At 69.6% G+C, this 13519-nt stretch carries 12 protein-coding genes; 8 read left to right on the top strand and 4 right to left on the bottom strand.

Annotated features, from left to right (window positions below):
• Positions 1-24: 24 nt before the first annotated feature.
• Entirely contained in the window at positions 25-1185 is a 1161-nt protein-coding gene (tgt, locus tag I8E28_RS01185; RefSeq protein ID WP_200786027.1) for a tRNA guanosine(34) transglycosylase Tgt, read from the bottom strand.
• A 1-nt stretch (position 1186) separates the two neighbouring features.
• On the bottom strand, positions 1187-2215 hold the full coding sequence (gene queA / locus I8E28_RS01180; RefSeq protein ID WP_200786026.1) for a tRNA preQ1(34) S-adenosylmethionine ribosyltransferase-isomerase QueA: 1029 nt from the start codon (positions 2213-2215) through the stop codon (positions 1187-1189).
• 56 nt (positions 2216-2271) lie between these two features.
• Here queA and recG point away from each other — a divergent pair, with 56 nt between their 5' ends.
• From recG to ubiA, 4 genes are read left to right on the top strand one after another with little or no spacing between them, the layout of a single operon-like run.
• Positions 2272-4425 carry an ATP-dependent DNA helicase RecG gene (gene recG, locus I8E28_RS01175; RefSeq protein WP_200786025.1) on the top strand — a complete coding sequence of 718 codons (2154 nt, stop codon included), beginning with the start codon at positions 2272-2274 and terminating at the stop codon, positions 4423-4425.
• A 6-nt stretch (positions 4426-4431) separates the two neighbouring features.
• Positions 4432-5385 carry a LysR substrate-binding domain-containing protein gene (locus I8E28_RS01170; RefSeq protein WP_200786024.1) on the top strand — a complete coding sequence of 318 codons (954 nt, stop codon included), beginning with the start codon at positions 4432-4434 and terminating at the stop codon, positions 5383-5385.
• Positions 5386-5419: 34 nt separating this feature from the next.
• Entirely contained in the window at positions 5420-6343 is a 924-nt protein-coding gene (locus I8E28_RS01165) for a Dyp-type peroxidase (protein WP_200786023.1), read from the top strand.
• Positions 6344-6346: 3 nt separating this feature from the next.
• Positions 6347-7204 (top strand): 4-hydroxybenzoate octaprenyltransferase, encoded by an 858-nt coding sequence (gene ubiA / locus I8E28_RS01160; RefSeq protein WP_200786022.1) that lies wholly within the window; start codon positions 6347-6349, stop codon positions 7202-7204.
• On the opposite strand, the gene proC is transcribed toward ubiA, so the two are convergent.
• Together proC and I8E28_RS01150 are read right to left on the bottom strand one after the other, a co-directional pair.
• Entirely contained in the window at positions 7197-8027 is an 831-nt protein-coding gene (gene proC, locus I8E28_RS01155; RefSeq protein WP_200786021.1) for a pyrroline-5-carboxylate reductase, read from the bottom strand. The two genes, ubiA and proC, sit on opposite strands and share 8 nt — an antisense overlap.
• Before the next feature lie 34 nt (positions 8028-8061).
• Positions 8062-9099 (bottom strand): LacI family DNA-binding transcriptional regulator, encoded by a 1038-nt coding sequence (locus I8E28_RS01150; protein WP_200786020.1) that lies wholly within the window; start codon positions 9097-9099, stop codon positions 8062-8064.
• A 194-nt stretch (positions 9100-9293) separates the two neighbouring features.
• On the opposite strand from I8E28_RS01150, the gene I8E28_RS01145 reads away from it, so the two are divergent.
• From I8E28_RS01145 to I8E28_RS01130, 4 genes are read left to right on the top strand one after another with little or no spacing between them, the layout of a single operon-like run.
• The gene (locus I8E28_RS01145; RefSeq protein WP_200786019.1) at positions 9294-10709 is read left to right on the top strand and encodes an ABC transporter substrate-binding protein; all 1416 of its coding nucleotides are present in this window, start codon (positions 9294-9296) and stop codon (positions 10707-10709) included.
• 7 nt (positions 10710-10716) lie between these two features.
• Positions 10717-11613 (top strand): carbohydrate ABC transporter permease, encoded by an 897-nt coding sequence (locus I8E28_RS01140; protein ID WP_200786018.1) that lies wholly within the window; start codon positions 10717-10719, stop codon positions 11611-11613.
• Positions 11610-12449 carry a carbohydrate ABC transporter permease gene (locus I8E28_RS01135; RefSeq protein ID WP_200786017.1) on the top strand — a complete coding sequence of 280 codons (840 nt, stop codon included), beginning with the start codon at positions 11610-11612 and terminating at the stop codon, positions 12447-12449. The genes I8E28_RS01140 and I8E28_RS01135 overlap by 4 nt, the downstream gene beginning before the upstream one ends.
• Positions 12446-13501: an ABC transporter ATP-binding protein gene (locus I8E28_RS01130; RefSeq protein WP_239027159.1), complete on the top strand. Its 1056-nt coding sequence runs from the start codon at positions 12446-12448 to the stop codon at positions 13499-13501. Before I8E28_RS01135 ends, I8E28_RS01130 begins: the two co-directional genes overlap by 4 nt.
• Positions 13502-13519: the final 18 nt, after the last annotated feature.

Here is a 13519-nt window from a genome sequence, read left to right as displayed (position 1 = left end):
GCGGCGCATCCTACCGGGCGCGGGTCAGACGCCGCGGGCGCGGTCCTGCCGGAACTGCGCGGCGAAGGCGGCGAAGCGGCCCGCTTCGAGCGCATCGCGGATCTCCTGCATCAGGTGCAGGTAGTAGTGCAGGTTGTGGATCGTCGCCAGCATCGGCGCGAGCATCTCGCCGCAGCGCTCCAGGTGGTGCAGGTAGGCGCGCGAGAAGCCGCCGGTCACCGTGCCGTCGGCAGCCGTGTGGCCCTTGCACGTGTAGCAACTGCAGCTCTCGTCCAGCGGCCGGTGGTCGGTCTTGTGCCGCGCGTTGCGGATCTTCAGGTCGCCGAAGCGCGTGAACAGGTGGCCATTGCGCGCGTTGCGCGTCGGCATGACGCAGTCGAACATGTCGACGCCCTGGCCGACGCCTTCGACCAGGTCCTCGGGCGTGCCCACGCCCATCAGGTAGCGCGGCTTGTGCGCGGGCAGCCGGTGCGGGGTGTGCGCCATGATGCGCAGCATGTCCTCCTTGGGCTCGCCGACGCTGACGCCACCGACGGCGTAGCCGGGGAAGTCCATGTCGACCAGCGCAGCGAGCGACGCTTCGCGCAGGTGCTCGAACATGCCGCCCTGCACGATGCCGAACAGCGCGTTGCGGTTCTGCAGCCGCGTGAATTCCGCTTGGCAGCGTTTCGCCCAGCGCAGGCTCAGTTCCATCGAGAACTTCGCCTCCGCTTCGGTCGTGAGGTGGCCCTTGGTCTCGTACGGCGTGCACTCGTCGAACTGCATGACGATGTCGCTGTCCAGGAGGGTCTGCACCTGCATCGACACCTCGGGCGTGAGGAACAGCTTGTCGCCGTTGACCGGCGACGCGAACTTCACGCCTTCCTCGCTGATCTTGCGCATCTCGCCCAGGCTCCAGACCTGGAAGCCGCCGGAGTCGGTGAGGATGGGACGGTCCCAGCGTTCGAACCGGTGCAGGCCGCCGAACGACTGGATCACGTCGAGGCCCGGACGCATCCACAGGTGGAAGGTGTTGCCCAGGATGATCTGGGCGTTCATCTCCTCCAGCGAGCGCGGCGTCACGCCTTTGACGGTGCCGTAGGTGCCCACGGGCATGAAGATCGGCGTCTGCACGACCCCGTGGTTCAGCGCCAGGCGGCCGCGGCGCGCGTGGCCTTCGGTGGCGAGGATCTCGAAGTTCAGCATGTCAGGTCCTGCGTTCCAGCAGCATGGAATCGCCGTAGGAGAAGAAGCGGTAGCGGTGCTGCACGGCGTGGCGGTACAGCGCCATGACGTGCGCATGGCCGGCGAAGGCGCTCACCAGCATCATGAGCGTGGACTTGGGCAGGTGGAAGTTGGTCACCAGCAGGTCGACCACCTGGAAGCGGAAGCCCGGCGTGATGAAGATGTCGGTGTCGCCGCGCGCCCGCCCGCTGCGGGCCCAGCTCTCCAGCGTGCGCACGCTGGTCGTGCCGACCGCGACGACGCGGCCGCCGCGCGCGCGGCAACTGGCGATCGCGTCCTGCGTGGCGGCGGGCACGTCGTACCACTCGCTGTGCATGCGGTGCTGCGTGATGTCGTCCGTCTTCACCGGCTGGAAGGTGCCGGCGCCGACGTGCAGCGTGAGGCTGGCGCGCTCGATGCCGCGCGCCTCCAGCGCCGCCAGCACCTGCTCGTCGAAGTGCAGTGCCGCAGTCGGCGCCGCCACCGCGCCGGGGTGCCTGGCGAACACGGTCTGGTAGCGCTGCACGTCGTCGGCCGTGTCGGCGTGCTCGATGTAGGGCGGCAGCGGCACGTGGCCGTGGCGCTCCATCAGCGCGTACGGGTCGTCGCTGAAGGCGAAATGGAACAGCGCGCCGTCCTCGTCCGGCCAGCGCCCGAGCAGCGTCGCCGTGAAGCCGCCCTGCATCGCGAGCACGGTGCCCACGGGCGGCTTCTTGCTCACCTTCATGTGGGCGACCACCGCGTGGCCATGCAGCACGCGCTCGACCAGCAGTTCGAGCTTGCCCCCGGTGGGCTTCTCGCCGTACAGGCGCGCCTTGACCACCTGCGTGTCGTTGAACACCAGCAGGTCGCCGGGCTGCAGCAGCGCGGGCAGCTCGCGGAAGACGCGATCGACGGGCGCATCGGCGCGGCCATCGAGCAGGCGCGACGCACTGCGCTCCGGCGCCGGGTGCTGCGCGATCAGGTCGGGGGGGAGGGCGAAATCGAAATCCGCCAGCGTGAACGAAGGCATGCTGCTTGAGGACCGGACGGGTCCGTACCAAGTGTGGAGACGGGCAGAATTGTCCCATGCCCGCCGCCAAGGCCCCCGCCGCGCCGACGAAATCCCTGTCCGAGCCGCAGAAGGCCTTGCGCAAGCTGGGCCTGGTGCGCGACATCGACCTGGCGCTGCACCTGCCGCTTCGCTACGAGGACGAGACGCGCATCACGAAATTGCGCGACGCGCGCGGCGGCGAGACGGTGCAGGTCGAGGGCGTGGTCACCGACAACCACGTGGCGTTCCGGCCGCGGCGCCAGTTGGTGGTGACCATCGACGACGGCACCGACACCTGCCAGCTGCGCTTCTTCAACTTCTATCCGTCGCAGCAGAAGGCGCTGGCGGTCGGCACGCGCATCGTGGCCCGCGGCGAGGCGCGTGGCGGCCTGGTCGGCTGGCAGATGGTGCATCCGACGACGCGAGCCGCGGGCGCACCGTTGCCCGAGGCGCTGACGCCGGTCTATCCGACCGTCGCCGCGTTGCCGCAGGCGTACCTGCGCAAGGCGGTGCTGTCCGGCCTGTCGCGCGCCGACCTGTCGGAGACCTTGCCGCCGGGGTTCGCGCAGCGCCTCGGGCTGGATCCGCGCTGGACGCTCGAACGCACGTTGCACTTCCTGCATCACCCGCAGCCGGACACCGCACTCTCCGACCTGGAGGATCGCAGCCATCCGGCGTGGCAGCGGCTGAAGGCCGAGGAACTGCTCGCGCAGCAACTGTCGCAGCTGGAAAGCAAGCGCGAACGCGATCGCTTGCAGGCGCCGGCACTTCCCGCGCGGCCGGGCGGGTTGCACGAGCAACTGCTGAAGGCGCTGCCGTTCCAGCTCACCGCGGCGCAGCGGCGCGTCAGCGAGGAGATCGCCGCCGATCTCGCACGTGACGTGCCGATGCACCGGCTGCTGCAAGGCGACGTCGGCTCGGGCAAGACGGTGGTCGCGGCGCTTGCAGCGACGATCGCCATCGATGCCGGATGGCAGTGCGCGCTGATGGCGCCCACGGAAATCCTCGCCGAGCAGCACTTCCGCAAGCTGATCGGCTGGCTGGAGCCCTTGCTCGCGCCGCGTGGCCTCGGCGTGGCGTGGCTCACCGGCAGCCAGAAGAAGAAGGAGCGCGGCGAGATGCTGGCGCGCATCGCGAGCGGGCAGGCCGCGCTGGTGGTCGGCACGCACGCCGTGATCCAGGACCAGGTGCAGTTCCAGAAGCTCGCGCTGGCCATCATCGACGAGCAGCACCGCTTCGGCGTCGAACAGCGGCTGGCGCTGCGCTCGAAGATGACGGCCGGAGGGAGTCATCCCCCGGCGGAGCCTGCCCCCGCGAAGGCGGGGGGCGGGGATCCATCTACCTATGCAGGCCGCGAACCGCATCTCGTGATGATGTCCGCGACGCCCATCCCGCGCACGCTCGCCATGAGCTACTACGCGGACCTGGACGTCTCGACCATCGACGAACTGCCGCCGGGCCGCACGCCGATCGTCACCAAGCTGGTGGCCGACACGCGGCGCGACGAAGTGGTCGAGCGCATCCGCTCGCAGCTGGCGCAAGGCCGGCAGGTGTACTGGGTGTGTCCGCTGATCGAGGAGAGCGAGGCGCTGGACCTCACCAACGCCACCGCGACGCACGAACAGTTGTCAAAGGCGCTGCCCGGCGTGATGGTGGGGCTGCTGCATTCGCGCATGCCGGTGGCCGAGAAGAAGGCGGTGATGGACCTGTTCACCGGCGGGCAGATGGGCGTGCTGGTGTCCACCACCGTCATCGAGGTCGGCGTCGACGTGCCGAATGCGTCGCTGATGGTGATCGAGCACGCCGAGCGCTTCGGGCTGTCGCAGCTGCACCAGCTGCGCGGCCGCGTGGGCCGAGGTGCCGCCGCGTCGGCCTGCGTGCTGCTCTACGCGGCGGGCGAGAACGGCCGGCTCGGCGAGACGGCGCGCGCGCGCCTCAAGGCGATGGCGGAAACGGCCGATGGCTTCGAGATCGCGCGCCGCGACCTGGAGATCCGCGGCCCGGGCGAGTTCCTCGGCGCGCGGCAATCGGGCGCGCCACTGCTGCGCTTCGCCGACCTGGTCATGGACGTGCAGTTGCTACAGGCCGCGCGCACGCTCGCGCCGGAGATGCTGGACCGGCATCCGGAAGACGCCGAGCGCCACACGGCGCGATGGTTGGGTGGAAAATCCGACTACCTCAAGGCCTAGCGACCAGTGACCCTCACCGAGCTCAAGTACATCGTCGCCGTCGCGCGAGAAAAACATTTCGGCAAGGCCGCCGAAGCGTGCTTCGTCTCGCAGCCCACGCTGTCGGTGGCGATCAAGAAGCTCGAGGATGAGCTGGAACTGAAGCTCTTCGAGCGCAGCGCCAATGAGGTGAGTGTCACGCCGCTGGGCGAGGAGATCGTGCGGCAGGCCCAGAGCGTCCTGGAGCAGGCGGCTGCGATCAAGGAGATCGCCAAGCGCGGCAAGGACCCGCTGGCCGGTCCGCTGAAGCTGGGCGTGATCTACACGATCGGTCCGTACCTCTTGCCGGACCTCGTGCGGCAGGCGATTGCGCGCACGCCGCAGATGCCACTGATGCTGCAGGAGAACTTCACCGTCAAGCTGCTCGAGATGCTGCGCACCGGCGAGATCGACTGCGCCATCGTCGCCGAGCCTTTTCCCGATGCCGGCCTGGCCGTTGCGCCGCTGTACGACGAGCCGTTCCTGGCCGCCGTGCCCACTTCGCATCCGCTCGCCGCACGCAAGGTCGTCACGGCGCAGGAACTCAAGAGCGAGACCATGCTGCTCCTGGGCACGGGGCATTGCTTCCGCGACCACGTGCTGGAGGTCTGTCCCGAGTTCGCTCGCTTCTCCAGCGACGCCGAGGGCATCCGCAAGAGTTTCGAGGGCTCGTCGCTGGAGACCATCAAGCACATGGTGGCCGCCGGCATGGGCGTCACGCTGGTGCCGCGGCTGTCGGTGCCCAAGGACGCGCTCGAGCCCAAGCCGCGCCGCCGCAAGGACGATCCGGCGTTCGTGCGCTACATCCCGTTCGACGGCGACCCGCCGTCGCGGCGCGTGGTGCTGGCCTGGCGGCGCAGTTACACCCGCTACGAAGCCATTGCCGCGCTGCGCAACTCGATCTATGCGTGCGAGTTGCCCGGCGTCCATCGCCTGTCGTGACCGCGCATCCTTGCGCCACCAACCAGCTGTTTCCATGCAAGACCCGACCCACTACCAACCCGGCATCCTCGACGGCGTGCCGCGCGTCGCCCGCTACGTGCTCTTCACGCTGTCCGACACGTCGCAGTCCGTGCAGCAGCACAAGGACGCCTTGCAGCGCATCGCGCCGCTGGTCAACGGCGAGGACGTCGTCATCGGCCTTGCGCCGGCACTCGTCAAGGCGCTCGGCGGCGACATCCCCGGCCTGCACGATTTCCCCGACTTCTCGGGACAGGTGAAGGTGCCGGTGGGCACCACCGGCCACCTGTGGTGCTGGGCGCGTGGCGACGATCTCGGCGACCTGCTGCACATCACGCGCAAGCTGCAGAAGGCGCTGGCACCGGCGTTCACGCTGCGCCACGTAGTCGATGCGTTCCGCCACCGGCACAGCGACGAGTCGGGCCTCGGGCGTGACCTCACCGGCTTCGAGGACGGCACGGAGAACCCCAAGGGCGACGAAGCGCTCGAGGCCGCATTCGTGGACGGCCAGGGCGAGGGCCTCGACGGCGCCAGCTTCGTCGCCGTGCAGCAGTGGGTGCACGACCTCGATGCGTTCGACGAGATGCCCGAGAAGGACCAGGACCACGCCATCGGCCGACGCCTGCGTGACAACGAGGAGATCGAGGACGCGCCCGAATCGGCGCACGTCAAGCGCACCGCGCAGGAGAGCTTCGACCCCGAGGCCTTCGTGCTGCGCCGCTCGATGCCCTGGATGGCCAGCACGCAGGCCGGCCTGATGTTCGTGGCGTTCGGCAAGTCGTTCGATGCCTTCGAGGCGCAGATGCGCCGGATGGCGGGCCTGGACGACGGCATCGTCGACGGCGTGTTCAAGCTCTCGCGCCCGATCAACGGCGCGTACTTCTGGTGCCCGCCGATGCGCGGCGGCAAGCTGGACCTGCGCCGCCTGGGCTTCGACTGACGCATGCGCGGCCGCCTCGGGCTCTGGCTCGACCTCATTCGCTGGAACCGCCCTGCGGGCTGGCTGTTGCTGCTGTGGCCCACGCTCAGCGCGCTGTGGGTCGCGGCGCACGGCTTTCCCGGCTGGCACCTGCTGGCGGTGTTCACGCTGGGCACCGTGCTGATGCGCAGCGCCGGCTGCTGCGTCAACGACGTCGCCGATCGCGACTTCGACAAGCACGTCAAGCGGACGGCGCAGCGCCCCGTCACCGCGGGCAAGGTGTCGGTGCGCGAGGCGCTGCTGCTCGGCGCCGTGCTGGCGCTGGTCGCGTTCGGCCTGGTGCTGACGACCAACGCGGCAACCATCGCCTGGTCGTTCGCGGCGCTCGCCATCGCGCTGCTGTATCCGTACGCCAAGCGCGTGGTGTCGATGCCGCAGGCGGTCCTCGGCATCGCGTTCAGCTTCGGCATCCCGATGGCGTTCGCGGCCGTGCAGTCGCGCGTGCCGCTGCTCGCGTGGGTGCTGCTGCTGGGCAACCTGTTCTGGGTGCTTGCGTACGACACCGAGTACGCGATGGTCGATCGCGACGACGACCTGCGCATCGGCATCAAGACCTCGGCCATCACGCTGGGCCGCGCCGACGTCGCGGTCGTGATGGCGTGCTACGTGGCGTTCCTGCTCGTGTGGGTGGCCGCGCTGGCCGGGCGCGATCTCGGCTGGCCGTTCTACGCGGGCATCGCCGCCGCCGCCGCGCAAGCGGCGGTGCACTGGACCTGGATCCGCGACCGCGGCCGTGACGGCTGCTTCCGCGCGTTCCGCCTGAACCACTGGGTCGACTTCGCGGTGTTCGCCGGCATCGTCGCCGGCTACGCCCTCAAGTAGCGTCGCGGCCGAATTCGTCGCCGAGTTCGGCGGCGCGCCGGCAGGCCGCGTGCATCGCCTGCACGAAATGGTCCGCGACGCGCGACTCGTCCATGCTCGTGAGCGCCGCGTAGGTCGTGCCGCCCTTGGACGTCACGCGCTCTCGCAGCACCGCGGGCGGCTCCTGCGACGAACGCGCGAGCTCGGACGCGCCGCGGAAGGTGCCGATGGCGAGCGCTTGTGCCTGCTCCTCGGGCAAGCCCATCTCGACGCCGGCGCGCGTCATCGCCTCGATGAAATAGAAGACGTACGCCGGACCGGAACCGGACAGTGCGGTGACCGCATCGAGCTGCTGCTCCTGCGGGACCCACAACGTCGCGCCCGTGGGCGCCAGCACCTGCTGGACGACGTTGCGGTCCTCGGCCGAGACGGCGCTGCGCGCATACAGCGCCGTCATGCCCAGCCCGACGAGCGCCGGCGTGTTGGGCATGCTGCGCACGATGCGCTCGCTGCCCGTCCAGGCGGCGATGCTGTCCGAGCGGATGCCGGCCGCGACGCTCAGGTGCAGCGCGCGTGACGTGTGCGGTGCGGCCGCGCGGGCGGCATCGCGAAAGATCTGCGGCTTGACGGCCCACACGACGATCGCGGAGCGGGCCAGCGCCGCGCCGGCCGTCTCGTGGACGGTGACACCGAACTCGCGGGCCAGGCGTTCGCGCGCCGGCGCGCCCGGATCGACGACGTCGACCAGCTTCGGGTCCAGGCCTTCGCGCAGCAGGCCGCCCAGGATGGCGCTGGCCATGTTGCCGCCCCCGATGAAGGCGATGGGGGTGGCGGCGAAGGTCATGGCGATCGTGGCGGGTGGCGGCGGAAGCGCCAGTCTAGACGGGCGGCGGGGCCGTGCTGCCGCGGCACACCAGCTCCACCGGGTAGAGCTGGAACGCGTCCCACGTGGCGCCCTCGAGCCGCGCGACCAGTTGCTCGGCGGCGGCGCGCCCGAGTTGCGTCACCGGCGTCGCGACGCTCGTGAGGCCGGGCGTCTGCGTCGCGCCCAGGTCGGTGTTGTCGACGCCGGTGATCGACATGCGGCCGGGCACGTCGATGCCCGCCTTGCGGCAGGCCAGCATGGCGCCGACCGCGAACACGTCGTTGGTCGCGACGACCGCGGTCGGTGGTTCGGGCAGCTGCAGCAGGCTTTCCATCGCGGCCTGGGCCGCCGCCAGCGAGATGGGCGCGTGCGCGACGTGCGCGGGATCGAGCACGAGGCCGTGTTCCGCCAGTGCAAGGCGCAAGCCTTCGCCGCGCGCCCGTGCGCGATCGTTGCCCGCGACCGGCGCGCTGAGCAGGCCGATGCGCCGGTGCCCGAGCTCGATCAGGTGCCGCCCCGCCTGGTAGGTCGCGGCCTGGTTGTCGAAGCCGATGCTGGGATGCCGCTGCGCCGGGTCCACGCCCCAGGTCAGCACGTAAGGCCGGCCGTAGTCCTCGAGCAGGGTGAACAGGGCCTGCTCGTGGTCCAGGCCGACCAGCACGAAGGCGTCGACGCCGTGCTCGACCAACTGGCTGGCGATGCGCGTTTCGGCCGCGAGGTCGTAGTGGTGCTCGGCCAGCACGAGGGCGTAGCCCTGCTCGTCCAGCCGTTGGTGCAGCGCGCTCGTGGTGCGCGCGTACAGCGCGTAGTCGAACGAGGGCACGATGGCACCTACCATCTTGCTGCGGTGGCTGCGCAGGCTGCGCGCGGCGCCGTGCGGCACGTAGCGCAGCTTCGCCGACGCCTCCAGCACGCGGCGCCGCGTCTCCGGGTCGACCTGCTGCGAGTTGTTCAGGACGCGGGAGACGGTGGCCGTCGACACGCCAGCCAGTTGTGCGACGTCCTTGGCCCCCGACCGGGCCTTCTGCTTCGGACGCCCCGGCGCTGCCATCCACCACCTCCATGTAAACGTTTGCAGGACAGCCTGCCGCCGTCGAACTGTATCCCGCCCGCCCGCCGGTTTCCGAGGAGAAGTGACAGGGAAAGCCCTGACCAGGGGCGGGGTCGGTCGGACCCGCAGGGGCGTTAGACTGGCCGCCCATGTAATCGATTGCATGGTCCGCCACCCATCACAAGGAGACAGCGATGAAGAACGATTCCCGCGACCCGAACGCCGCGTCGCGCCGCAAGTTCATCGGCCAGGCGGCCGCGATCGGTGCGGCGGGCCTGGGCGCCGGCGGCTGGATGGGCGAGGCCCTGGCCCAGGGCGGCGCGACCGACCTGGCCCCGTACCAGCGCGCCAAGATCAACTGGAAGCAGGTCGAAGGCGAATCGATCTCCATCGCGGTGATCCCGGCCAGCTACTTCGACAACCTGCTCGGGCTGCTGCCGCAGTTCGAGGCGCTGACGGGCATCAAGGTGCGCGCCGAGAAGGTGCCGCCCGGCCAGATCCGCCAGAAGGCCATGCTCGACCTGTCGTCCAAGACGGGCACCTATGCGACGCACGCCGCGGACCCGATGTACTACCCGCTGTACGTCGCCAACAAGTGGGTCGAGCCGCTGGACAAGTACCTGAACGACGCCACGCTGACCGACCCGGCCTGGTTCAACTACAACGACATCCTCAAGGCCTGGCGCGAAGCCGATTCGGTCGACGGCAAGCCCTACGGCATCCCGTACGACGGCGAGGTCACGGTGCAGGTCTACCGCAAGGACCTGTACGACGCCAAGGGCCTCAAGCCCGCCGAGACGTACGACCAGCTGCTGTCGAACGCGAAGGCGCTGAACGATCCCAACAACCGCATGTACGGCCTGGCCCTGCGCGGCTTCGCCGGCGCCGGCCAGAACATGTACATCTACCCGTCGCTGTTCCGCGGCTTCGGTGGCGACTGGATGCACAACAAGACCGTGACCGTGAACAGCCCGGAAGCGGTCAAGGCGCTCGACTGGTACGTCAACGCGCTGGCGCAGTACGCGCCGCCCGCGGTGCGCAACTGGAACTGGCCGGACATCGCCGACGCGTTCTCGCAAGGCACGGTGGCCTGTTACATCGACGCGCACTCGTCGGCCGCGGTCATCACGAATCCGGAAAAGTCCAAGGTCGTCGGCAAGGTCGCCTACGCACGCTGGCCCAAGGGCCCGTCGGGCAAGCGCGTCACCTCGATCTGGAACTGGGGCTTCCCCATCAACGCGGCGCTGAGCGAGAAGCAGAAGAAGGCGACCTGGCTGTTCATCGCCTGGGCGGCATCGGCCGAGACGCAGGCGCGCACCTCGTGGAAGTTCGACGGCCCCGCCAAGCGCTCCGGCCTGAACCGCCTGTCGCTGTGGAAGGCGCCGGAGTTCGCCAATGCCATGAAGGGCGCCGGCGAGAACTTCATCCCGGCCGCGCTGGAATCGCTGGAGCAGGACACCGACGTCGAATGGCGCCCGCGCGTCCCGCAGTGGCCCGCCGTCGGCGAGACCATGGCCACCGCCATCCAGGCCGCGCTGGTCGGGCAGAAGAAGCCCAAGGAAGCGCTCGACGAGGCGCAGGCGCGCATCGCGCAGATCATGAAGGCCTGATCCCGGCATGACCTCTCCCGCGCTCGCCGCGGGAACGCTGGAGCGGCAGGAGCGGCGCTTTGCGCTCGCCCTGTTCGCGCCCGCGTTCCTGTTGCTGCTGCTGACCACCACGGTGCCGCTCGTGTACCTGGGGTGGAACAGCCTGCAGAAGCTCGACATGAGCATGCCGTGGCTGACCGGCTTCGCCGGCGCGGGCAACTACCTGAAGATGGGCGAGGACCCGCGGTTCTGGAATTCGCTCTGGCTCACCGTCATCTACACGGCATCCACGGTGGTGCTGCAGGTCGTCATCGGCCTGTCGCTCGCATTGTTGGTGCTGCAGATCCCGCGCGGGCAGGGCCTGCTGCGGGTGGCGGCCATCCTGCCGATCGTGCTCGCGCCGGTCGTCGTCGGCCTGTTCTGGCGCACCCTGGTGCTGTCGCCCGATGTGGGCCTGCTCGACGTCGTGACACGCGCGCTGGGCCTGGGCGGACACAACTGGCTGGGCGATCCGCAACTGGCGCTGGTGTCGGTGATCGCCATCCACACCTGGCAATGGACCCCGTTCGCGTTCCTCGTGCTGCTGGCGACGCTGTCGACGCTGCCGCCCGACGTCTATGAAGCGGCGCGGCTGGACCGTGCGAGCGCGTGGCAGCGGTTCCGCTTCATCACGCTGCCGTTGATCCGGCCCGCGGTGGTGATGGTGGTCATCCTGCGCACGATGACCGCGCTGTCGGCGTTCGCCGCGATTTTCGCTGCCACCGGCGGCGGTCCCGGCACTTCGACCGAGATCCTGAACCTGTACGCGTACCGCACGTCCTTCACCGAGCTGAACATCGGCTACGGCTCGGCGCTCGCGATGGTGCTGCTGGTGATGACGCTGGTCATCTCCTGGCTGCTGTTCCGCCGCCGGAGGTCGCCATGAACCGCAACCTGCCGCGCCGCGTGGTGCTCGCGGTGTTCGCCGGCCTGCTGGTGTCCGTGTGGGCGTTCCCGGTGCTGTGGGCGCTGCTGACGTCGTTCAAGACCGAACGCGACGTGCTCGCCTACCCGCCGCTGCTGGTGTTCGAGCCCACGCTCGCCAATTACGTCGACGTGCTGTCGGGACCGTCGTCGATCGTGCCCAACCTGTGGTCCAGCGCGGTGGTGAGCGTCAGCGCGACGCTGCTGACCATGCTGTTCGCGGTGCCGGCGGCCTATGCGCTCGCGCGGCTGCGCTATCCCGGCAAGCGCGCCAGCGGCTTCTACGTGCTGGCCACCCAGATGCTGCCGCCGGTGGGGCTGATCATCCCGTACTACCTCGCGCTGCAACGCGTCGGCGGGCTGGATTCGTACAGCGGCCTGGTCACGATCTACCTGACGTTCTCGCTGCCGTTCGCGATCTGGCTGATGGTCTCCTACTTCGAGGACATCCCCTACGAAATGGAGGAGGCCGCGCTGCTGGACCGCGCGGGCCGGTTGCGCGCGCTCTGGTACGTGATCCTGCCGCAGGTGCGCGGCGGCATCGCGGTGACCACCGTGTTCGTGTTCCTCAATGCGTGGAACGAGTTCCTGTTCGCCGTCGTGCTCGGCGGCAACCGCGTGCGGCCGGTGACGGTCGCGATGTTCAACTTCATCTCCGTCGAGCAGACCCAGTGGGCGCGCCTGGCGGCGGGAGCCATGGTTGCCATGGCACCGGTGATCCTGGTGGGCCTGCTTGCGCAGCGCCACATCGTCAAGGGCCTCACCGTGGGAGCAGTCAAGGGAGGCGGTCGCCGATGAGCAAGCTGGGAAGCGTTCGCCTGCAGGGCGTGGTCAAGAAGCATGGCGAGACGACCGTGCTGCATGGTGTCGATCTCGAGATCCGCGCCGGCGAGTTCTTCGTGCTGCTCGGCCCGTCCGGTTCGGGCAAGACGACGACGCTGCGCATCCTCGCGGGGCTGGAAACGGTCAGCGCCGGCACGGTGTCGATCGACGGGCAGGACGTCACCGGCGCCGAGCCGGGCGAGCGTGACGTCGCGATGGTGTTCCAGAGCTACGCGCTGTACCCGCACATGACGGTGGCCGAGAACATCGGTTTTCCGCTGCGCATGGTGGGCACGCCACGCGACACGATCGCGAAGGCGGTCGAGGACGCGGCAGGCCGCGTGAGCATCGGCCACCTGCTGGCGCGGCGGCCCGGGCAGCTGTCGGGCGGGCAGCAGCAGCGCGTGGCGCTGGCGCGCGCGATCGTGCGCCAGCCCAAGCTGTTCCTGCTCGACGAGCCGCTGTCCAACCTCGACGCCAAGCTGCGGTTGGAGACGCGTCTCGAGCTGAAGCAGTTGCAGCGCACGCTGGGCGTCACCACCGTCTACGTCACGCACGACCAGGAAGAGGCGATGACGCTGGCCGATCGCGTGGCGGTGTTCATGGACGGGCGCATCGTGCAGATCGCGACGCCGCGCGAGATCTTCAGCAAGCCGCGCCAGGTGTCCGTGGCCGGCTTCATCGGCACGCCGCCGATGAACCTGGTGCCGGCCCAGTGGCGCGGCGACCGCGTGCTGTTCGGTGGCGTCGAGCTGCCGGTCGGCGCGACCACCGAAGGCACGCGCGACATCACACTGGGCGTGCGCCCCGGCGACATGCGGTCGATCGCAGGCGGCATCCCGGCGCGGGTGGACTACGTCGAGGAACTGGGCGACTACAGCATCGTCGACCTGAAGGCCGGCGAGCAGCGCCTGAAGTGGAAGACCGACGGCCTGGCGCCCGCGCGCGAAAGCGAGGACGTGCGCCTGGGCTTCGAGCCGCAAGCCGCGCACCTGTTCGACCGCGCGAGCGGCGAACGCCTGAACTGAATCACCGTGTCGACGACG

The organism is Ramlibacter algicola (genome assembly GCF_016641735.1).
In the GTDB taxonomy this organism is placed as follows: domain Bacteria; phylum Pseudomonadota; class Gammaproteobacteria; order Burkholderiales; family Burkholderiaceae_C; genus Ramlibacter; species Ramlibacter algicola.
Note: the sequence above shows the minus strand (reverse complement) of the source record. Positions and strands in the feature narration are given on the sequence as shown.